The sequence below is a fragment of the Methylovirgula sp. 4M-Z18 genome (genome assembly GCF_037890675.1).
GTDB lineage: Bacteria > Pseudomonadota > Alphaproteobacteria > Rhizobiales > Beijerinckiaceae > 4M-Z18.
This window is the reverse complement of the sequence record NZ_CP149574.1, coordinates 4,253,303-4,273,336: the sequence shown is the minus strand read 5'-3', so window position 1 is coordinate 4,273,336 and position 20,034 is coordinate 4,253,303. Positions and strand designations below refer to the sequence as shown.

The window sequence follows — 20,034 nt, the reverse complement described above, 5'->3', positions numbered from 1 at the left end:
GAGACGTTGCTCCCCAGACAAATCAAATGCGTTAAAATCTCACGCGTTTGAACCACAATAATCGGACGATGTATTGTGCCTCTATCATTGAATATATTAGTGCTGCGATTTCGTCACTGCGCGTGGCTTCTGCGATACATCAGCAGAATGGCTTAATGCTTGACACATCTGTATGCTTGACGCTGCTGTTGACATCAGTGATTGCAGGCCTCCGCAACCAGTTCCAACACAAGTCTCTCATCGGGATCCGGCCATCGACATGATGCTCTAATCCTTGAGCTTGTATGCAAATGATCCGATATGAAAAAATGCCCGCCAATCGGCGGGCATATTGTTTAGAATCTGTGCAGCGGATCAAGCGATACCCATTACCACACCCATTTGAACCCGGCCTTGCCGCCGAGGCTGTGGCCCTTGGCGCCGTCGTTGAGGGCGAAATTGTAATCGCCCACCGCGAAGGCCGACAGCGTTTCCGTCAGTTGGCCCGAGATGCCGAGGTTGATGCCACCCCAGGTCTTGCCCAGATCGCTCTTCAGCGACACCGGATCCGCGCCCGTCAGCGTCGCGAACGTCGTCTTGCCCTGGCCGCCCAACTCTTGCCACACATTCACCCGCGCCCAGGTCGTGAAGCTCGCCGGGCGGTTCGAGCCCGGCATGTGCCAGTCTGTCGTCCAATCCTTGCTCACCTTTACCCCGAGCCGGCCGTAGCCGTTGTTCACGTCCTGGTAGCTGATCAGGCCGAAGGCGTCGCGCCCGCCATCGAAGCTCAGGCGCTGGTAGCTCACCTGCGCCTGCGGTGTGATCGCCCAGCCGTTGCCGAGCGCGAACTTATAGCCGCCTTCGAGCGAGGCCAAGAGGCCCCAGCCTTGCGTCTTGAACGCCTGGTTCTGGATCGTGCCCATCGAGTCCGCATGCACGTCGGTGTAGCGCGTGCCCTGCAGCACCGCATCGGCGTACCAGCCCTGCGGCGCGTAATGGGTCCAATAGGTGCCAAGCGTATAGCCGTTCATATTGGTATGGCCGGCGAGCCCGTTCGGGATCGTGACGCTGCGGATGTCGCTCTCGATCCGCCCGGCGCCGAGATAGAAGCCGGCGACATCACGCCCGCCATCGAGGAACGACTTGTCGGTGCGATAGAGGTCGAGGCCGGCCTGGAAGCCGCCGAGGCCGTATGTGTAGGACGATGGGAAGCCCTTGTCCTTCACCGAACCCCATTCGCCGAAGGTGCGGCCCCAGCCGGCAAAATGCGCGAAGGCGTCGGCCCCCGCGATCACCGGTCCGGGTTTCTGTGTGACCGGCGCCGGGCAGCGATAGGGATGCCCTTGCGGGTCATGCGCCTTTTTGTCCTTGCAGGCGACATAGCGCGTCGCGGCCGCCGCGGGCTGGATGACGATCGCGTCGCTTGGCTGATCGCTGGCGACCGCGGTGCGGTCGTCGAGCGTGCCGAGGGTGGCGAGGCCCAAGCGGCTCGCAATCCCTTGCACCGCCATGTCAACCGGGACTTCGGGACGATAGCCGCTGTTCAGATACCAGCTCGAATTGACGTCGTGCAGCGTATAGGCATAGGCGCCCGCCGCGACGTAATTGCCGAGCGCGAAGGCATTGCCCGTCGTCGTCGCGCCATTGGTCGCCGAGACGAGCAGAATGCCGTTTCCGGTGGTCTGCGCGCCGAGGCCGCCGGTGTTGTTGATGATGATGCTGGTGTTGCCGCTCGCCGTGCCGCCATTGAGGATCAACTGATCGGTCGGCGAATTCGAGCCGCCGAGATAGGTGTTCATCAACAGCCTGCCGCCCTGGCCGATATAATTGCCCGTCACAGTGAGGATGGTGCCGGCCGAAGTGCCGGCGGCGTTTGTCGCAACGGTACCGGCATTGGTGAGGCCCGCCACCGTCTGGTTGAACCCATTGGCATCGAGCGTCGCGCCGCTCGCAACGGTAAAGCTTGAATTCGGACTGAACGTGCCCGTGGCGCCGGCTTGCAGGGTGCCCGCGGCAACCGTGGTGGCACCGGTATAGGTATTCGCCCCCGTGGTGATCAGCGTGCCCGAGCCGGTCTTGGTGAGATCGCCCGTGCCACTGATCACGCCGCTGAGGGTCTCGGTGAAGCTGCCGGTGTTGATGGTCGGATCGCCCGTGCCGGAGAGGACGATGTTGTTCGCGACATTCAACCCGTTCACCGTGAAGCCGAGCGTGGTGCCAGCCGCCATGTCCAGCGTTCCGGTGCTCAACCCCATGTTATTGCCAAGATCGATCTCGCCCGACAGGAGCTTGGTGCCGCCCGTATAGGTGTTGGCGCCGCTCAGCACCTCGGTGCCGCCGCCGACCACGAGCGAACCACCCGTGCCGCCGCCAATGCCGCCATCGGTGATGGCACCTGAGAACGTGCCGCTCGCATTGGTCAGCGTCAGCGTCCGGCCACCGAGCGCCACTGTCGTGCCACGCTTGCTATCGTCCGACAGGCTCTGGATACTCGCGCCCTGCGTCGTTTGCGAAATGTCGAGGATCCCATTATTCGCAAGTGCCACGCCGCTTGAACTGGCGATCGAGCCCGCTCCCGACAAAGCCAACGTGCCGCCGGTGATGGTCGTTGCACCCGTGAAGGTATTGCTTGCGGTCAGCACTGTCGTGCCGCCACCGGCTTGGGTGAGGCTGCCCGCCCCCGATATGACGCCGTTGACCGTGAAGGTCGTGCCAGTATCCGGCGAGAGAGTACCTCCCGCTCCGTTCAGCACGATGTTCCGGTTCGTTGTGATCGTCGCCGTTGTCTCCAATGTGGGCGCGGCGCTTCCCGCCGGGGCGGTACTGTTATCGAAGGTGAGCGTTTCGTTGCTGGTCCCCAAATTGCTGTCGGACGAAATCGCCAAAGTGCCGGCAACGATCGTCCATGGCGTGACTTGTCCGGCAGTGCCGGTCAGGGTCCAGGTGCTGTTGCCGGTTTTCTGGAACGATGCGAAATTCTGAAACTCGCCGCTCGGCCCGATCTGCGAGAGATCGAAACTCGCGCTTGGCGTCGTGTCGCCGCCAAGCGCCAGAACGTCCGAACCGCCGGCCACCGCCACCACCTTGCCCGTGAAGGAATATCCGGCGCCCAGCGTCAGGCTGTTGGTGCCACCGGTGAATTCCACGGCAGCCGCTTGTGAACCGCCGCTGACCGTGCCCGAATTCGTGATCGTCAGGTTCGAGCCAATAATTCCCGCGCCACCGGTGCCGACGCCCGAGATCGAACCGCTGTTGACGACAGTAAAACCTACACCCGCGACGCCGGCTCCGTCGGTGCCCGCGGCACCGGCGCCATAGCCGCCAGCACTGCCGCGGCCGCCGCCTGCGCCGCCGGAAATCGAGCCGGAATTGAGAAGCGTGCCGCCGGAAGCGAAATAGACGCCGATACCGCCATCGCCGCCGCCGCCGCCGCGGCCATATACGCCACCATTGCCGCCATTGCCGCCTGCGCCGGCCGTCACAGATCCAGTAGAAAGAATGGTGACGGTGCCCCTGCTGGTGAAATAGAGGCCAAAGCCGCCAGCACCACCGCCGCCGCCGCCGCCGTCGATGGGGCTGCCGCCCTGCCCGCCGGCACCTCCGGAAAGCGCACCGGAAACGGTGAGCCCCGAAACGCCGCTAGTCAAGCCAGTCCCGCCGCCACCGCCGCCACCACCGCCGCCGCCGTAGGTGTCTCTGTCGCCGCTGCTGCCACCAGCGCCTCCGGCCAGGCCAGGGGCACCGGCCGCTCCTCCCGCGCCTCCTGGCTCAGACCCGGCCGGAGCGCCACCAGTGCCGCCGGCCCCGCCGGCCGCCCCCACGCCGCCGCCGCCGCCGCCGGTGCCGTCGAAGATGCTCGTCGTTGAACCGATGCCATTCGTGCCCGCGGTGCCATAAGTGCCTCCCGGACTCTGCGTAGTGCCGGTGTCCGTGCGGCCACCGGCGCCGCCGGCGGTCTGTGCTGCGGCCGGGAGTGAAACCAAGCACCCAAGCACCATCACCGGGGCAGTCCAGGCGGCGGTCCATGAATGCGCGCAGCCCGCGTGGCCGAGCTGCCCCAGCGCCAATTTGCGCCGTTTCATACCCAGCACCCGATGCGCCAGGCGCAGGATCGCCAAAATCCGGCCACGCGTCGACGCGAGCCGGCGCATCTTCTGACTGCTCTTTACCATGAATTTTTATCCCCACCCCGCAGGGAATCGTTGTTCCCCACGCCAAGCCAACACACTAAAAGCACAATAATTCAGTGGCGTATCACGCTATTCGCGTTGAAAACTGTGCTGTCGCCGTTTCGTCATACGGCGTGACTTTCGTGATACATTGGCCAAAAGGTGTAGGACCCGTGGACCGTTCGCTTAGCTCTGAAAAACAGCATTCGATCAGGAGGGTCATGTCCTTGATCGCGTGACGGCGCAGAGGGCAGATCTTGGATGAAATTAAGTCCGCGCGAAGTCGAAATCCTCGCGCTCGTGAACAAGGGCCACTCAAATCGGGAAATCGGGGCTTTCCTCGCCATTTCCAAGCCGACGGTGGAATGCCACATCCGCAATATCTACAAGAAGCTCGCCGTCAGCTCGCGCACGCAGGCGGTTTATGAGGCGCGCGCGAGCGGCGTGTTGCCGTGATGCTTGGTGCGGCGGAGCATTTGGTTTTAATTGCGCCGCCGTCGAACTATCATCTCATGCCCTGCCGGCGTGCGCCTGGTTCGGCTCGCTTGCCTGTCCAGCAAAACGCGGCGTGGCGCCGGCGGCCTTCTCACAGATTTCCACATGCTTCGCCAGCGCTTGGTTGGACAGCGCCGAACTGATGGTCGTGATGTCGCGGCCCTGGTATTTGGGCATCTGCTGGACTTCCTTCAACCGATTCAAAAGTTCGAGTCGGGTCACGCTATCTCTCCTTTACTGATCACGAACTTGTAGTTTTGAGGATCGAAACGCATCGCGGGGCACATCCGCCGATGGATGCGCGAAAAAGCGGCCGTCAGGCCGCTTTCTTGCCTGTATCTTTCTTGTCGACGTCTTTCTTATCGACGTCCTTCTTGTCGATATCCTTTTTGTCCGCATCCTTCTTGGCGGGATCGAACGGGATCTCGATGTCGACGGCGAGCGTCGACATCTGGGCGCCGCGCTCCATCTTGACGGAGACTTTATCGTCGTTGATCTGCATATGTTTGGCGATGACGCGCAGGATCTCGTCGCGCAGTTTGCTCACGAGATCCGAATCACCTGCCAGGGCACGCTCGTGCGCGAGCAGGACCTGCAAGCGCTCGCGTGCGGCGGGAGCGGATTGGGGTCGGGAGAAGAAGCGTAGGAAATTCATGCCGCTTTCCTCCCGAAAAGCTTGCCGAAGAAGCCGCGCCGTTCGCCGGGGATGGTGATCGGCAGGTTTTCGCCCTTGAGCCGGCGCACGGCGTCGAAATAGGCGACCGCCGGGGCGCAGCGGCCATCCGCCAGGGTGACTGGCGATCCGAGGTTGGAGGCGCGCAGCACATCCGTGCTTTCCGGGATGATGCCGAGCAGCGGGATCGACAGGATTTCGAGAACGTCGTCCACCTTGAGCATGTCGCCGCGTTCGGCGCGGGCCTGATCGTAACGGGTGAGCAGCAGGTGCTTCTCGATCCGATCGCCATTTTCGGCTCTGGCTGTCTTGGAATCGAGCAGTCCGATGATGCGGTCTGAATCGCGCACCGAGGAAACTTCCGGATTGGTCACGACAATGGCGATGTCAGCATGGCGCATGGCGAGGGTCGCGCCGCGCTCGATGCCCGCAGGGCTGTCGCAGATGACCCAGTCGAACTGCTGCTTCAGAGCAGTGATGACTTTCTCGACGCCTTCCGGCGTGAGATTGTCCTTGTCGCGGGTCTGCGAGGCCGGCAACAAGTGGAGCGTGTCCACCCGTTTGTCGCGGATCAGCGCCTGCGCCAGTTTGGCCTCGCCCTGGATCACATTGACGATGTCATAGACGACGCGTCGTTCGGCGCCCATGACGAGGTCGAGATTGCGCAGCCCGACGTCGAAATCCACGACAGCGACCTTGTCGCCGCCTTGCGCAAGGGCTGCGCCCAGCGCGGCGGAAGACGTGGTCTTGCCGACGCCGCCTTTGCCCGATGTGACCACGATGACCTTACCCATAGACCTCTCCTCTTTAGTCTGGACCTGCATCGGCTCAGCCGAGTGCGCCCGCCTTGATCGCTTCGTCTTCGAGCCAGATTTGAACGGCCTTGCCGCGCAGATTGGGCTCCATGTCCTCAGCCGTGTGATAGAAACCGTCGATGGCGATCAGCTCCGCCTCGAGCTTGCGGCAGAAGATACGCGCGGCGGCGTTGCCGGTCGTGCCGGCCATCGCCCGGCCGCGCAATGTGCCGTAAACGTGGATCGAGCCGCCCGCGACGATTTCCGCGCCAGATGCCACCGAGCCGACGATGGTCACATCGCCTTCGGGGAAGTAGAGCGACTGCCCGGAGCGCACGGGCTGCGACACAACGAGCGACGGCGTGGCCTTTGGCGGCTGCGGATCGGCGGGTGCGACGCCTTTGATCGCCTCCGCTTCTTCGGCCTTCTCGGCGGCAGGTGCGTCCTTATCCGTTGCTTCCTTCTTGTCCGCCGCGTCCTTCTCCGCGACCGGTGCTTCGAAGTCCGCGGCTGGGCGGCCGTCGGTCATTGCGGGCGGCAGGTCCGAGCCGAGCAAGGAAGGGCGCGCCCCTTCGATGCCCATGATTCGCACGTTGCGTTTGCCGAGCTGGTCGATGAGTTCGCGGATCTGGGCACGATCGATGTCGAGGCCAGCGACGTCGAGCACCACCGGCCGCCGCAGGAAAAATCCCGCGGAACGGGCCGCGAGATCGTCGAGCCGCGCCAGCCAGTCCTCGAAGGGGAGTTCTGGGGTCAGCGCGAGTGCAAGGAAGGATCGCCCCTTGAGGCGGATGGGCCGGGGTTGAGTTAACACGTCAGTCATCTTGGTAAATTTTCGGTTGCTTCGATTTATCGGTGAAATGGTTAACAAATCATAAATGTCTCACGCGCGCGTATCGGACTACGGCCCACCGAAATCTCATCGCGCGAGAAAAAGCATTTTTTATCAAGCTGTTATGATAAATTAACGGTTGCGATGAAAGTTTATCGCATCACGGATGCCGAGGCGTGCTGGCAAAGCCGTCCGCGCCCGTTTTGAGCGGTGCTGATTCAGTGCGCTTTGCCGGTGGCAGCCGAAGTCCCGGAAACTCCGCCTGACTGCGCGAGGCGCCATCTGGCAGCAGCGCTGAAGGGGCCGGCCCGTGCCGCGTTTTTGGTGCTTCTGGCGGCCATTCGGCGTTGCAGGCCGCACTTGATTCCGCGTCGTTTTCGGGCGCCAGATAGGCACGCGCTTATCATACCCCAAAGGGATGCTAGACAACGCCAAGGGGATGGTGGACAAGCGGCGAAACATTAACCATTCTGCTCGTCCGCCGTCGCACGAAAAATGAATTGATATGTCCAAAGGCGCTTAATGTTCACCGTTTACACCTACTTGGTTGGAGAACATGATCTTCGGCTTGTCGGCCTCGCCGGAATTATTTGCGCGATAGCTTCGTTCACGGCCTTCAATATCCTCCACCACATCGTCAATTCGCGTGGCGCCGTGCATTGGATTTGGCTGTGCATCGCCGCTACGGCTTCGGGTTTTGGCGTCTGGGCGACACATTTCATCGCGCTGCTCGCCTACTCGCCGGGCGTTCAAAGCGGCTACAACCTCGTCCCGACCGTCGCCTCGTTGATCTCTGCCGTCATCCTGACGGGCATGGGGCTCGCCGTGGCCGTTGCACCCGACTTCTACGGCCGCAGATTGCTCGGCGGCGCCATCGTCGGCGGTGGCATCGCCGTGACGCATTATACGGGCATGGCGGCCTTCGAAGTCGCCGGACGCATCGAGTGGAATCCGACGCTCGTCGCGGCTTCCGTCGCTTTGGCCGTCGCGCTCGGCGCCATCGCAATGTCCGTCGGCCTTCGCAACAGATCTTTCAAGTCCATGATGTTGGGTTCCCTGATCCTGACACTAGCGATCTGTAGCCATCATTTCACGGCCATGGCAGCGGCGGCTCTCGTTCCCGATCCAACAATCGTCGTTCCCCCGACAGCTGCTCCGATAAGCTGGCTGGTGACACTTGTTGCGGGGGCTGCGTTCACGATCCTTTTGCTCACGATCGCTGGCCTTGCACTCGACATTCGTGATCGCCGGCAAGCCGAACGCGAGTCTTTGCGGATGCGCAACCTTGCCGACGCGGCTTTCGAAGGATTGCTGGTCTGCGAGGGAAACACGATCGCCACCGCCAACGCCACCCTCTCAGAAATCGTCCAAAGCTCGGCGGAGTGGCTTGCCGGGCGTGATCTCGCGACCATCCTGCCCGAAGAAGCCGCGCGCCGGCACCTGGAAGAAAAGCCCAATGTCGCGATCGAAACGACCCTTCATCCGAGCGCGGGAAAGCCCATCCCGGTCGAGGCGATCTCCCGCCCGATCGCCTTTGCCGACAAGCCGCACAGAGCGATCGCTGTTCGTGACCTCAGAGATCGAAAGAAGGCGGAGAGCGATATCTATTATCTCGCCCATCACGATGCGCTAACGGGGCTCGTCAATCGCAATAAATTCAATACCGAGCTTGACCAGTTGATCCAAGCGCATCGGCCGAAGGGAAGTCATGGCGGTGCATATCTTGCCGTTCTGTGTCTCGACCTCGACCGCTTCAAGGAGGTCAATGATCTCTTCGGTCACGCCGCTGGCGATATGCTTCTTCAGAAAACAGCACAACGCACACAAAAAGCGCTCAGGAAGGGCCAGACGATGGGACGCCTTGGCGGGGATGAATTCGCCATCATCGCGCCCGGGTTGAGCGATCCGGTGCATGCAAGCAGGATCGCCGAAAGCGTGATCGAAGCGCTGCGCGCGGAAAGCGAGAACGCCTCGACAGCCGACGGGCTCATCTCGGCCAGCATCGGCATCGCCATTTTCCCCGCCGACGCCGACGATCGCATGTCCCTGCTGAGCCATGCGGACACAGCCCTTTATCGCGCCAAGGCCGAAGGCCGGGGAACGTATCGCTTCTACGAATCGTCCATGGGGGAACAGATTCGCTCCCGCCGCCTCATCGAGCATGATTTGCGCTTCGCGATCGCCCGTCGTGAGCTTTCGCTGGTCTATCAGCCGCAAGCACGCACGCACGACCGGCAGATCATCGGTTTCGAGGCGCTCTTGCGTTGGCACAATCCGGTGCGGGGCGAGATCCCTCCGAGCGTCTTCGTCCCCATTGCGGAAGAAAGCGGCGCGATCATCCCAATCGGCGAATGGGTCTTGCGCGAAGCCTGCCGCGAGGCGGCGAAATGGAAGCGCTCTTTGACCATCGCAGTCAATGTTTCGGCCACGCAACTCCACAGTTCCTACTTCTCCCAGGTCGTCCACGAGGTTCTGCTTGAGACGGGCTTGGAGCCGAGCCGGTTGGAACTGGAGATCACCGAAACGGCCTTGATCCGCGACCTCAATCGCGGGCTTGCCACATTGGACCAGCTCAAGGCCCTTGGCGTGCGGATCGTGATGGACGATTTCGGCGCCGGCTATTCCTCGCTTTCCAATCTGCGCGCCTTTGCCTTCGACAAGATCAAGATCGACAGGTCGTTCATCAAGCTCGTCAACACGAACGAACAGGCCGCAACGATTGTGCGGGCCGTCCTGGGGCTCGGACGAGGCCTCAAGCTGCCCGTGATCGCCGAAGGGGTCGAGACCGAAGCGGAACTGGCCTTCTTGGATTCCGAAGCATGCCTCGAGGTCCAAGGCTTCCTTCTTGGTCGGCCGCAATCGATCAAAGCGTTCCAGCAAGTGACGGGCAGCGGCATTGCGAAAACGTCGCCAGCCGAGCCGTCATCTGATGCGGCACGGCAAAAGCGGACCGCTTCGCTCCCGAGCGCGGCCAGATGACGAGAAAGTTGCGAAAGGCTCGAAGCCTGTCGCGCGGCCAGTATCGCGGAAATTTCTGAGCTGCCCCGATGAAGTCGTCCGGGATGAGGCGTGCTTTCGCCGATCTCACCGCCACGACAGGGCATCGACCTCAAATCGCGCGATAGCCAGCCTGCTCCTCACCCTTCCTCGCGAAGCGGTCGCTTTCGGTCGTTTCGTTCAAGCAATATTGTGCCAGCGCCATAGAACGTGTCGCGCAACGAACGGCGTCACGATAAATCTGACTTTGGAGGCAACGATATGGCGGATGCGGACGTGATCATTGTCGGCGGCGGGCTTGCCGGACTGGTGGCAGCCGCTGAGCTGATCGAAGCCGGGCGAAAAGTCATCATCGTCGATCAGGAGCCGGAACAGTCGTTGGGTGGTCAGGCATTCTGGTCCTTGGGCGGCATCTTCCTCGTCGACTCGCCGGAACAACGGCGCATGCGCATCCGCGACTCATACGATCTTGCGCTTCAAGACTGGATGGGGACGGCGGCCTTTCACCGCGATGAGGATGACTGGCCCCGTCGTTGGGCTGAAGCCTATGTCGCCTTCGCGGCGGGCGAGAAGGGGCCATGGCTGAAACAGCGCGGCATCAAGTTCTTTCCCATCGTCGGGTGGGCGGAGCGCGGGGGCGGCAATGCGATCGGCCACGGCAATTCGGTGCCGCGCTTCCATGTGACTTGGGGCACGGGGCCGGGCATCATCCAGCCGTTCGTCGCCCGCGTGCTCCAAGGCGTGAAGGATGGCCTCGTCACACTCAAGTTTCGTCACCGCGTCAACGAACTGTCCCGAAGCAACGGGACGATTGACGGCGTGAGCGGCGACATACTCGCCGCCAGCAGCGTCGAGCGCGGACGCCCGAGTTCGCGCGATGTCGTCGGCAGCTTTGCGCTCAAAGCCCAGGCGGTGATCGTTGCTTCCGGCGGCATCGGAGCCAATCACGACCTCGTCCGCAAGAACTGGCCGGCGTCGCTGGGGCGCCCGCCCGAGCGCATGATCTCGGGCGTGCCTGATCACGTGGACGGCCGTATGCTGGCGATCACCGAGGCTGCGGGCGGCACCATCATCAACCTCGACCGAATGTGGCATTACGTCGAGGGCATCAAGAACTGGAACCCGATTTGGACAAATCACGCCATTCGCATCCTGCCAGGACCGTCATCTCTTTGGCTCGATGCGCGTGGAAAGCGCCTACCAGGCCCGCTCTATCCGGGTTTCGATACGTTGGCGACGCTGCGCCACATTATGCAAACCGGCCATGACTATTCGTGGTTCATCTTGAACCGCAGGATCATCGCGAAGGAGTTTGCATTGTCGGGGTCGGAGCAGAACCCCGATTTGACGAATAAGAGCTGGCGTCAGGTCATCAACCGCGTGCGGGGCGGCGTGCCGGCGCCTGTCCAAGCGTTCATGGACAAGGGCGAAGACTTTATCGTCGAGCCCGAACTTTCGTCCCTTGTTGCCCGCATGAACAAGCTCGCCGGCGACAATCTTTTGACTTTGGAGGGGATCGAGCGGGAGATCCGCGCGCGGGATGGCGAAGTGGACAATCCATTCTGCAAAGACATGCAGGTGATGGCGATCCGAAATGCGCGGAATTATCTTGGCGACAAACTGAGCCGGACCGTGCCCCCACACAAGCTGCTCGATCCGCGCGCGGGCCCCCTGATCGCCGTGCGCTTGAATATCCTCACGCGCAAGACGCTTGGGGGGCTTCGGACCGATCTCGACAGCCGCGCATTGGGCGCGGACGGTGCTCCGGTTCTCGGCCTCTATGCTGCGGGTGAGGTCGCGGGTTTCGGGGGCGGCGGCGTGCATGGCCGGAGCGCGCTCGAGGGCACGTTTCTCGGCGGATGTATTTTCTCCGGTCGCGCGGCGGGTCGTCACGCGGCCAAAGCTGTCTAATGATTCTAGGTGTGTAGGGCCGGAGGATTCGCATGTCCGCCAAAGACCGAATAGATCCAGATCGACTCCTTGATTTCGCTGCCGCAGTCTTCGTTGCCGCCGGGATGTCCGAGGTTGATGCGCGCCTGTGTGCGGACACGCTCGTTCAGGCCGACCTTTGGGGGCATCAATCCCATGGCGTGATGCGGCTCTCGTGGTACGCCGCGCGGTTGAAGGCCGGTGTGTGCGATCCGAAAGCCCAGCCCGACCTGGTTATCGATGCGGGCGGGCTGGCGCTGATCGACGGGCATGACGGCATGGGACAGGTCATCGCGGCGCGCGCGGCGCAGGAAGCCGTGCGCCGCGCCGAGGTTCACGGCATTGCGGCGGTGGGCGTGCGAAATTCGAACCACTTTGGCACCGCGCTTTACTTCACGCTGATGGCTGCGCGGGCGGGCTGCGTCGGGTTCCTCTCGACAAATGCAAGCCCGGCGATGGCGCCCTGGGGCGGTCGAAGGAAGATCATCGGCACGAATCCGTGGTCGTGGGCGTTTCCGGCAGGGGCCCGTCCGCCGATGGTTCTCGATATCGCCAATACCGGCGTCGCCCGCGGAAAGATCTACCTTGCCAAGCAGAAGGGGCAACGGATTCCAGAAGGTTGGGCGATCAACGCGGCGGGTGCGCCGACGACCGATCCCGCCGAAGCCATCGACGGGATCATCCTGCCCATGGCGCAGCACAAGGGATACGCGATTGCATTGATGATGGATATGTTGTCGGGCGTCTTGACCGGCAGCGGCTTCGGCGCCGACGTCGCAGGCCCGTATCAGTCCGAGTGGCGCAGCCGGGCTGGCCACATGATGATCGCCCTCAACATCGAGGCCATGGAGCCACTGACCGAGTTCAACGCCCGTGTGGAAACGCTCATCGCGCAGATCAAGTCCGTGCCTCTCGCGCAAGGCTTCGAAGAGATTTTCTATCCGGGAGAAATCGAGGCGCGAAACGACGCCCGTAACAGAATGGAGGGCCTTTCCCTTCCGGCGGACACGCAAATCGATCTCAGGAAGGTGGCGAGCGAATACGGCCTTCACAATCTCCTGCCGTTCTGAAACGGCGAACAGCGATACGGTTAGGCCGTAGACTCATAAGCGCGCAGCTACAGCCGCATTGAGGCGAGTTGAACCTTGGCAAGGAAGTTGGCGGCCAGCCTGTCGTAGCGTGTGGCGATATGGCGAAAGGGCTTCAACCTGGAGACGAAGCGCTCGATCAGGTTGCGCTCTCTCTAGAGCTGCATATCGTCCGAACAACAAGTGCGATGCGCTCGTCGCGCATGCCGGGCCTAATTCGGCCTGAACGTTCGAGTTCGGCGAGCCCATGAAGAGCTGCCCAAAAAGTCTCGGTCACGTCATCTACATCGACGCAAAACGGCGCTACGACTGCCGCAAGTGCTGCGAAAGCAGCCCGAAGTTCCGGTCTGGTTCCAGATTCGGCGAACCGCAAATTCGTTGGAAGGATAAACATGGCCGCGTAGAGTGCAGGATGACGGAATGCAAAGGCGAGATAGGCCATGGCGACATTCTTGAGGGCATTTCGTCGTCCGGTCGATCCGCTTGCCGCTTCCCGAAGAGCTCCTGTGAGCTCCTGAAAACCCTCGACTGCAACAGCTGCTACAATCGCATCCCTGTTCTTGAAATGTGAATAGAGGACTGGCTGACTATATTCGATCTCTTCGGCCAGGCGGCGGATTGTAACGGCATCCCATCCTTCGCGCTCTGCGATCAAGCGCGCTGCCGCGACAATGCGATATTCGCGCTCAGCCCGTTCCCTACCTTTCCGCTCGGCGATACCCAATCTTCCATCTCCCACACCCGGAAGGCTCACATATCGCAAGATCATACCAACACTTGACGATCTAGCAATGCTAGATTATATGCGTAGCAACGATAGAATATCATCCATCGCTAGAATAGGACTGTATGATGCATTGGCTTGCGCCTGGAGCGGCGCTGCTGCTCGCCATCGCGATTATCGCGATCGGCACCCTCTATATTGTGAGCCCGACGAGTGCGACACGCAGTTTCGGCCTGCCGCTTCCCGGAAACAGCACAGAGATCGCTTGGTGGCTTCGCCTCAAGGGTGTCCGTGACATCGCATCGGGATTGACCGTACTGGCGTTCATGGCGTGGGGTGCGCCCTTCGGCGTCGGGCTCATCCTGTTTGTTGAAGCCATCATCCCGGTCGGCGACATGCTGCTCATTCTTGCAGCGAAAGGCTCCACGAAAAGCGCCTTCGGCATGCACGGCCTCACGGCGGTGCTTATGATCTTGACAGCCATCCCCTTGATGATCGGAGAGGCCTGAGATGGTCCATGCTCTTTCAATCTGGCTACTCGTTGCCGCATTCTTTGGCGCAGGCGTCTTCAACGCAATCGGCACGGCCGGGACGCAAAGCGATTTCGCGCGGTGGGGTTACCCGCGCTGGTGGAACATTTTTACTGGTGGAGTGGAGATCATAAGCGCCGTTCTGATTGTGTTTCCTGCCAGTCGCGTTGTTGGCCTGGCGCTTGGGGCGATGATCATTGCGGCTGCGGTTTTGACCGTTCTCCGCCACCGCGATTTTTCGCACCTCGCGCCACTGAGTGTCTTTGTCGCCTTGATTGCTCTTGCAGGGACCCTGTCTTGAGGGCCGACATCGTCAATCAGACTTCGTGGCCGCTGTTCTGCCGACTCGCCAGGAAACCAGACATTCTGCTTTCCCCCCCAATTGGGTCGTTACCGTTTATAGGTTCAGGCTCTAGATAGCCGCCAAGGGATACCCCGCGTTGCGAAGGGCTTGCGGCGTAGCGCCGAAGGTACGCAGGAAGCTGCGCCGCATGCGCTCGCGATCGCCGAACCCCGTTTCGCGGGCAATTTCCTCGATCGGCAGCCGGCCTTGCTCGAGCATGAACCTGGCGGCCTCGATGCGCAGGTTTTCAATGGCCTTGGCCGGCGAAAGTCCGGTCTCCGCCCGGAACACACGACTGAATTGCCGCGGGCTTAGTCGGGCAGCGTCGGCCAACAGTTCCACCGTCAGTGGTTCGTGAAGGTTCTGCTTGGCGAAGGCCAGCGCAATTTGAACGCGATCGGATTTGGCATCGAGCTGCAGCATAGCGGAATGCTGCGACTGACCGCCAGCGCGGCGATGATGGACGACAAGCACGCGCGCGGTGCGTTTCGCGATCTGTTGGCCTAGGTCGCGTTCAATCAGACCGAGCGCGAGATCAATCCCGGCGGTCATCCCGGCGGACGTCCACACGGGCCCGTCGGCAATGAAGATCCGATCCATTTCGACTTTTATCTTGGGGTATCGCCTGCCAAGTTCCTCGGCATATGCCCAATGCTTGGTCGCGCGCCGGCCATCCAGAATTCCCGCTTCCGCCAGCGTGAACGCGGCGACGCAGATCGAGGTGATGCGCCTCGTCGTCGATACCGCGTCGCGCAAATACGCGACCATGCGCGGGGACGGCGCGGCCAGATCCGGCCCCGCACCCACCATGAGCGTGTCAAAACGGCCTTCGCCCAGCGGTTCGGTATTCATCGTCCAGCCGAGCGAGTTGGTGAGTGGCTCACCCGTCTCCGATAGAATTCGCAGGTCATAGAAACGCTCGCCGGCGACGAGATTGGCCGCTTCAAATGCCGCGCTGGGCGCGAAACTCATGACGCTGAAGCCAGCCGGCAAGAAGAGCCCGAGTCGCAGAATGATAGCCTCCCAATTGGCGGACGAACTAGCTTCAGACACCATTTAAGACATGGAGCCAATCGCCCTGAAATTCAACCTAAGGGAGAGACCTTCCGCGTATCCGAGCATTGGCGCAGGGCATATTTGCCTCCGCTCGGGAGGCGTGCGTTGCCGGGAGCATGTTGTCGAGAGCCCGAAAGCATGGGCATGGCGAAACCGTTGCAGCTAGGGTCTATCGGATCAGCGCGACCGGGCTTCCCGCCTTATCCGGCGATCAGCGACGCCACCTCCTGCGGATGCGACAGCATCGCGACATGGCTGGCCGCAACCTCGACAACCGCGGCGTTGAGGCGCTTGGCCATGCTCCGCTGCAGCGTGGGCTGGATGGCGCGATCGTTGGTTGCGACCAGATAGCGGCATGTTTTGCCGCGCCATGCCGGCGTGGACACCGTTCCACCCAGCGCAGCGCCTGCTGTCGGCGACTGGGCGGCGTAGAGGACCAGCTTTTCCGCGTCGGTCAGATCCTGCGCGAACGAGCCGCTCACGCCCGATTGGGTGAGCTTGAGATACCCTTCCGCGTCGGGTCGGATTTCCGCGCCCAGCGGCGTCGGCTCGACGCTCGCACCGAGAGATCCCGCCGACTCGCCCGCGTCCGGGGCGAAGGCCGCGATATACACGAGCGCCTCGACCTTCGGGTCGTTTCCGGCTTCCGAGATAACAACGCCGCCGTAGGAGTGACCCGCCAGGATGATGGGACCCGACGCAAGCGCGATCGCCCGCTTAACCGTCGCCACGTCGTCGCCGAGCGACGTCAGGGGAAGCTGCACGGCGGTGACTGCGTGACCTCTGGCGGCAAGGAGCGGGATGACCTTCGCCCAGCTCGACCCGTCCGCCCAAGCGCCATGCACGAGAATGACATCTGATGATTTCGCCATATCGCTCTCACCTCGGTGTGTTCGATTGCCTCGCCTTAGGGACTGCTTGGCTGCGGAGCGTAATGGTTTTCAGCACCCGGCCATATGTCAGAATTGCCGCTTATTCGGCCATGCGCGGCACGCCGACGGAGGGTTGCAGCGTGTTCACCGCGAGGCATGCGGGGGCTGAAAAAGTGGCATCAATGACATGGCGCGATGAACTCAGCGATGCTGGACTTGTGGGGATGCGGTCTTAACGCGGCGGCGAACATCGCAGCGCCCGGACGCTCGATCGAGGTCGACGAGACGGAGGTGAACCGTGGCTGAGGATGCTGCACCGCTGCGGGTTATCGAGGAATCGCCCGCCTATTGGCGCATCGTGTTCGACTCCCCGCCTTTCAACATTGTCGACGCCACATTGTACCAAGCCTTACAAAGCTTGCTGGCGCGCATGGACGCGAGCCCCGGCCTGCGCGTCGTCGTCTTCGAAAGCGCGAGTCCTGATTTCTTCCTCGCCCACTTCGACCTGACCGGCAAGACCGGCAATATCACGACCGCGGTCGGACCTTCCGGCCTGCCGATCCTGATCGACACATTCGTGCGCATCACCAGATCCCCGGTGGTCGGCATCGCGAAGATTCGCGGCTGCGTCCGTGGAGTCAGCAGCGAATTCGTGCTCGCCTGCGATATGCGTTTTGCGTCGCGCGAGAACACGTTGCTGGGCCAACCGGAGGTCGGGGTAGGGGTGCATCCCGGCGGCGGCGGCACCGAGCGCTTGCCGCATCTGGTCGGCCGCGGCCGCGCGCTCGAAATCGTGCTCGGCGCCAATGACTTCGACGGCGATACCGCGGCGCAATATGGATATGTCAACCGCGCGCTGCCGGATGCGGAGCTGGACGGCTTTGTCGATGCGCTCGCACGACGGATCGCGACCTTCGATGGGCGCGCGATCGCGGCGGCAAAGCGCTTGATCAACCAAGTGTCGTTGCCGTCCGCCGACAATCTTCTCAGCGCTCTCAACTCGTTCCAAATTGCGTTATCATGGCCTGAAACGCTGCAAAGAGTCGAAGCTTTGCTTAAGCGGGGTCTCCAACAAGACAGAGATTTCGAGCGCCAATGGCCTGCCATGCTCGACTCGCTCGTTGAGAAATAATTGGGACGGAAGCGCCAGTGGGGTCGTCATGATCATGTGGTTCGAGGACTTGAGCGTTGGGACGCGATACAAGAGCGCCGAACTCAAAGTGACGCGGGACGATATAAAGCGGTTTGCCGCTGAGTTCGATCCGCAGCCTTTTCACCTCGATGAAGCCGAAGCCGAGAAGACGATCTTCAAGGGGCTTGCGGCGTCAGGCTGGCACACGGCCGCGCTGGCGATGCGACTTGTCGTATCGCTGCGTCCGTTCGGGTCGTATCCAGTGGTCGGCCTTGGCGTCGACGATCTGCGATGGGTCGCTCCCGTTCGACCCGGTGACGTGCTTCGCGTCGAAGGGGAGGTGATCGAGCTCACGCCGTCGCGAACGAAACCGCAAGGGACAGTGCGCGTCAATTGGGTCGTTTATAATCAGAACGGCGAGGCGGTGATGAAATTCAGCCCCATCGTCGTCGTTCCGCGGCGCCCCGCATCTCAGTGACGGGCAAGGCTGACGCGTGCCGATCGTAACAACCAGGGAGGATGGCATTGGTCGATCAAACAAGTCTAGGGCTGTGTTCGCTGGTGAAGCAGGACGGAACACTCGAACTATCGCTCGCTGAGGTGAGCGTGTCGCCGCCGAAGGACGATGAGGTGATCGTTCGCGTCGAAGCCACGCCGATCAATCCATCCGACCTCGGGCTCTTGCTTGCCGGCGGCGATGTACGTTTGGCGAATGCGTCGGGAAGAGGCAGCCAGACGGTGGTCACGGCGCCGATTGCGCCCGCGGCGATGCGCGCGCTCGCCGCTCGGATCGGGAAGCCGATGCTGGTCGGTTTGGAAGGCGCGGGCGTCGTGACAAACGCAGGCGCCTCGCCCGAAGCCCAGGCGCTGCTCGGGAAGACCGTGTCGATTTTGGCCGGCTCGATGTATGGACAATTGCGAAAAGTCAGGGCGGCCGACTGCCTGATTTTGCCAGCCGGCATCAGGTCGGAAGAAGCGGCATCCGCCTTTGTCAATCCGCTCACTGCGCTTGGCATGCTGGAGACCGCGAGGCGGGAGGGACACAAAGGTCTGGTGCATACGGCAGCGGCGTCGAACCTTGGCCAAATGCTCAACCGACTCTGCCAAGCGGATGGGGTTCCCCTGGTGAACATCGTGCGCAGCGAAGAGCAGGTGCAAACTTTGAAGGGCCTTGGGGCGGAGCATATCGTCAACTCGGCGCAGGCAAGCTTCAGAGACGATTTGGTCTCGGCGCTCAAGGCGACGGGAGCGACACTTGCCTTTGACGCCATCGGCGGAGGCAAGCTTGCCGGTCAGATCCTCAGCGCCATGGAGGCCGTCGCGGCTGGCGCGTCCCCAGAGGTGTACAACATGTACGGTTCGTCCGTGCACAAGCAGGTCTACATCTATGGCCGCCTCGATCCGGGACCGATAGAACTCACGCGGGACTTCGGCATGACATGGGGTATCGGCGGCTGGCTGCTCTTTCAGTTCTTGGCCAAGGTGGGTCCAGAGGTCGAGGCGCGATTGAAAGCACGGGTTGCAAGTGAAATCAGGACCACTTTCGTCAGCCACTACACCCGCACCATCTCCTTGGCTGAGGCGCTCGATCCCAATGTCATCGCGGCCTACAGCCGCCGAGCGACGGGCGAGAAATTCCTGATCAACCCGAGCCTGGCCATCGAGTAAGCGGCTTCCTTCCTCAGATCAGTGATAACCGAAGTCGACAAGGTCGCGCCCGGCGAGCGGGCCGCCCGCCTGCTGCAGGCGGCCGCCGACCGCGAGGCCGCCCAGATGAATGGGTGCGAAGCCAAAGCTTGCAATCAGGCTTTTCACAAATTCGACCGGCTCCGCGTGATCCCCGGAAACGAAGATGACGCGGCGGCCGCCGTCCTTTGCTGGTCCCTGATTGAAGCGTTCAACGACGATCGAATTGAACGCTTTCACGACCCGCGCGCCAGGCGCCAATTCAGCGACGATTTCGCTCGCGCCCCTGTCGCCAAGATCAGCCAGCACGAACTTCGGGCTGTACGCGCTGAATGGGTTCGTTGCATCGATGAGAACCCGTCCGTTCCATGCCGGCAAGCCGCGCAGAGCGTCCTCGACATTCGGCCAGGGGACCGCAAGCAGGACATAATCAAGGCTCGCCGCCTCTGCCACGCTGGCAGCCGCCGCGCCGTTCCCGAGTTCGGCGACGACGTCCGCAAGAGAGTCCAGGCCGCGTCGGCTGCTCAACACCACTTTGTGGCCCGCCCTCAGGGCTTCCCGCGCGAACCCAAGTGCGACCGCGCCGGCGCCGATCGTTCCGAATTTCATGAGGGCTCTCCTTCGCATGCGAACCTCCGGCGGCCTCGCACCGGAAAAAGTACGTGCCTCGAGGGCAACAAATAACGTCCGCTCGGCAAGGCCTTCCAGGTCATTGTTGCCTCCATTTCGGCCATG

The 20,034-nt window shown here is 62.0% G+C and carries 18 protein-coding genes and 1 pseudogene; 9 read left to right on the top strand and 10 right to left on the bottom strand.

Going from position 1 to position 20,034, the window contains the following annotated elements; translation table 11 throughout:
- Positions 1 to 368 precede the first annotated feature (368 nt).
- Positions 369 to 4,151 carry an autotransporter outer membrane beta-barrel domain-containing protein gene (locus tag V9T28_RS19660; protein ID WP_158554838.1) on the bottom strand — a complete coding sequence of 1,261 codons (3,783 nt, stop codon included), beginning with the start codon at positions 4,149 to 4,151 and terminating at the stop codon, positions 369 to 371.
- Positions 4,152 to 4,409: 258 nt separating this feature from the next.
- Here V9T28_RS19660 and V9T28_RS19655 point away from each other — a divergent pair, with 258 nt between their 5' ends.
- Positions 4,410 to 4,604, top strand: coding sequence for a response regulator transcription factor (locus V9T28_RS19655; protein WP_116401653.1), 195 nt, complete (start codon positions 4,410 to 4,412; stop codon positions 4,602 to 4,604).
- Positions 4,605 to 4,658: 54 nt separating this feature from the next.
- Here V9T28_RS19655 and V9T28_RS19650 read toward each other — a convergent pair whose 3' ends face one another.
- The 4 genes from V9T28_RS19650 to minC all read right to left on the bottom strand — a co-directional run bounded on the left by V9T28_RS19650 (position 4,659) and on the right by minC (position 6,933).
- Positions 4,659 to 4,865 (bottom strand): hypothetical protein, encoded by a 207-nt coding sequence (locus V9T28_RS19650; RefSeq protein ID WP_116401652.1) that lies wholly within the window; start codon positions 4,863 to 4,865, stop codon positions 4,659 to 4,661.
- 94 nt (positions 4,866 to 4,959) lie between these two features.
- Positions 4,960 to 5,298 carry a cell division topological specificity factor MinE gene (gene minE / locus V9T28_RS19645; protein ID WP_116401651.1) on the bottom strand — a complete coding sequence of 113 codons (339 nt, stop codon included), beginning with the start codon at positions 5,296 to 5,298 and terminating at the stop codon, positions 4,960 to 4,962.
- Positions 5,295 to 6,110 carry a septum site-determining protein MinD gene (gene minD / locus V9T28_RS19640; protein WP_116401650.1) on the bottom strand — a complete coding sequence of 272 codons (816 nt, stop codon included), beginning with the start codon at positions 6,108 to 6,110 and terminating at the stop codon, positions 5,295 to 5,297. Before minD ends, minE begins: the two co-directional genes overlap by 4 nt.
- Positions 6,111 to 6,144: 34 nt before the next feature.
- Positions 6,145 to 6,933 (bottom strand): septum site-determining protein MinC, encoded by a 789-nt coding sequence (gene minC, locus V9T28_RS19635; protein WP_116401649.1) that lies wholly within the window; start codon positions 6,931 to 6,933, stop codon positions 6,145 to 6,147.
- 531 nt (positions 6,934 to 7,464) lie between these two features.
- Here minC and V9T28_RS19630 point away from each other — a divergent pair.
- The 3 genes from V9T28_RS19630 (at position 7,465) to V9T28_RS19620 (ending at position 12,938) form a co-directional block, all read left to right on the top strand.
- The gene (locus V9T28_RS19630) at positions 7,465 to 9,921 is read left to right on the top strand and encodes a bifunctional diguanylate cyclase/phosphodiesterase (protein WP_116401648.1); all 2,457 of its coding nucleotides are present in this window, start codon (positions 7,465 to 7,467) and stop codon (positions 9,919 to 9,921) included.
- Between the two features lie 279 nt (positions 9,922 to 10,200).
- On the top strand, positions 10,201 to 11,850 hold the full coding sequence (locus V9T28_RS19625; RefSeq protein WP_116401647.1) for an FAD-binding dehydrogenase: 1,650 nt from the start codon (positions 10,201 to 10,203) through the stop codon (positions 11,848 to 11,850).
- Between the two features lie 32 nt (positions 11,851 to 11,882).
- A complete protein-coding gene (locus tag V9T28_RS19620; RefSeq protein WP_116401646.1) occupies positions 11,883 to 12,938 on the top strand; it encodes an Ldh family oxidoreductase in 1,056 nt (351 codons plus the stop codon).
- Between the two features lie 47 nt (positions 12,939 to 12,985).
- On the opposite strand, the pseudogene V9T28_RS19615 reads toward V9T28_RS19620, so the two are convergent.
- A pseudogene (locus tag V9T28_RS19615) lies at positions 12,986 to 13,111 on the bottom strand (IS5/IS1182 family transposase); the annotation flags it as partial.
- Entirely contained in the window at positions 13,096 to 13,680 is a 585-nt protein-coding gene (locus V9T28_RS19610) for a TetR/AcrR family transcriptional regulator (RefSeq protein WP_116401645.1), read from the bottom strand. The pseudogene V9T28_RS19615 and the gene V9T28_RS19610, both read right to left, overlap by 16 nt.
- Positions 13,681 to 13,808: 128 nt before the next feature.
- Between V9T28_RS19610 and V9T28_RS19605 the strand changes: the two genes are divergently transcribed.
- Both V9T28_RS19605 and V9T28_RS19600 read left to right on the top strand, forming a co-directional pair.
- A complete protein-coding gene (locus tag V9T28_RS19605) occupies positions 13,809 to 14,189 on the top strand; it encodes a DUF4267 domain-containing protein (RefSeq protein ID WP_116401748.1) in 381 nt (126 codons plus the stop codon).
- Between the two features lies 1 nt (position 14,190).
- Positions 14,191 to 14,511, top strand: a complete 321-nt coding sequence (locus V9T28_RS19600; RefSeq protein ID WP_116401644.1) for a DoxX family protein — start codon at positions 14,191 to 14,193, stop codon at positions 14,509 to 14,511.
- Between the two features lie 111 nt (positions 14,512 to 14,622).
- Here V9T28_RS19600 and V9T28_RS19595 read toward each other — a convergent pair whose 3' ends face one another.
- A complete protein-coding gene (locus V9T28_RS19595) occupies positions 14,623 to 15,567 on the bottom strand; it encodes a GlxA family transcriptional regulator (protein ID WP_445242174.1) in 945 nt (314 codons plus the stop codon).
- A gap of 242 nt (positions 15,568 to 15,809) precedes the next feature.
- On the bottom strand, positions 15,810 to 16,481 hold the full coding sequence (locus V9T28_RS19590) for an alpha/beta hydrolase (protein WP_116401642.1): 672 nt from the start codon (positions 16,479 to 16,481) through the stop codon (positions 15,810 to 15,812).
- Between the two features lie 298 nt (positions 16,482 to 16,779).
- Between V9T28_RS19590 and V9T28_RS19585 the strand changes: the two genes are divergently transcribed.
- Genes V9T28_RS19585 through V9T28_RS19575 form a run of 3 tightly spaced genes read left to right on the top strand, consistent with a single transcriptional unit; the run spans position 16,780 to position 19,281 of the window.
- The gene (locus tag V9T28_RS19585) at positions 16,780 to 17,613 is read left to right on the top strand and encodes an enoyl-CoA hydratase/isomerase family protein (protein ID WP_116401641.1); all 834 of its coding nucleotides are present in this window, start codon (positions 16,780 to 16,782) and stop codon (positions 17,611 to 17,613) included.
- Between the two features lie 28 nt (positions 17,614 to 17,641).
- A complete protein-coding gene (locus tag V9T28_RS19580; RefSeq protein WP_116401640.1) occupies positions 17,642 to 18,091 on the top strand; it encodes a MaoC family dehydratase in 450 nt (149 codons plus the stop codon).
- 47 nt (positions 18,092 to 18,138) lie between these two features.
- Positions 18,139 to 19,281 carry a zinc-binding dehydrogenase gene (locus V9T28_RS19575; protein WP_199500185.1) on the top strand — a complete coding sequence of 381 codons (1,143 nt, stop codon included), beginning with the start codon at positions 18,139 to 18,141 and terminating at the stop codon, positions 19,279 to 19,281.
- Between the two features lie 18 nt (positions 19,282 to 19,299).
- Here the strand turns inward: V9T28_RS19575 and V9T28_RS19570 are convergent, their stop codons facing one another.
- The gene (locus V9T28_RS19570; RefSeq protein ID WP_116401638.1) at positions 19,300 to 19,908 is read right to left on the bottom strand and encodes an NADPH-dependent F420 reductase; all 609 of its coding nucleotides are present in this window, start codon (positions 19,906 to 19,908) and stop codon (positions 19,300 to 19,302) included.
- Between the last annotated feature and the right edge of the window lie 126 nt (positions 19,909 to 20,034).

Excerpts from the sequence above, each read along its gene's own strand:
- V9T28_RS19660 (WP_158554838.1), bottom strand. The coding sequence starts at position 4,151 with ATGGTAAAGAGCAGTCAGAAGATGCGCCGGCTCGCGTCGACGCGTGGC.
- V9T28_RS19655 (WP_116401653.1), top strand. The coding sequence starts at position 4,410 with ATGAAATTAAGTCCGCGCGAAGTCGAAATCCTCGCGCTCGTGAACAAG.
- minE (WP_116401651.1), bottom strand. The coding sequence starts at position 5,298 with ATGAATTTCCTACGCTTCTTCTCCCGACCCCAATCCGCTCCCGCCGCA.
- minD (WP_116401650.1), bottom strand. The coding sequence starts at position 6,110 with ATGGGTAAGGTCATCGTGGTCACATCGGGCAAAGGCGGCGTCGGCAAG.
- minC (WP_116401649.1), bottom strand. The coding sequence starts at position 6,933 with ATGACTGACGTGTTAACTCAACCCCGGCCCATCCGCCTCAAGGGGCGA.
- V9T28_RS19630 (WP_116401648.1), top strand. The coding sequence starts at position 7,465 with ATGTTCACCGTTTACACCTACTTGGTTGGAGAACATGATCTTCGGCTT.
- V9T28_RS19625 (WP_116401647.1), top strand. The coding sequence starts at position 10,201 with ATGGCGGATGCGGACGTGATCATTGTCGGCGGCGGGCTTGCCGGACTG.
- V9T28_RS19620 (WP_116401646.1), top strand. The coding sequence starts at position 11,883 with ATGTCCGCCAAAGACCGAATAGATCCAGATCGACTCCTTGATTTCGCT.
- V9T28_RS19605 (WP_116401748.1), top strand. The coding sequence starts at position 13,809 with ATGCATTGGCTTGCGCCTGGAGCGGCGCTGCTGCTCGCCATCGCGATT.
- V9T28_RS19600 (WP_116401644.1), top strand. The coding sequence starts at position 14,191 with ATGGTCCATGCTCTTTCAATCTGGCTACTCGTTGCCGCATTCTTTGGC.
- V9T28_RS19590 (WP_116401642.1), bottom strand. The coding sequence starts at position 16,481 with ATGGCGAAATCATCAGATGTCATTCTCGTGCATGGCGCTTGGGCGGAC.
- V9T28_RS19580 (WP_116401640.1), top strand. The coding sequence starts at position 17,642 with ATGATCATGTGGTTCGAGGACTTGAGCGTTGGGACGCGATACAAGAGC.
- V9T28_RS19570 (WP_116401638.1), bottom strand. The coding sequence starts at position 19,908 with ATGAAATTCGGAACGATCGGCGCCGGCGCGGTCGCACTTGGGTTCGCG.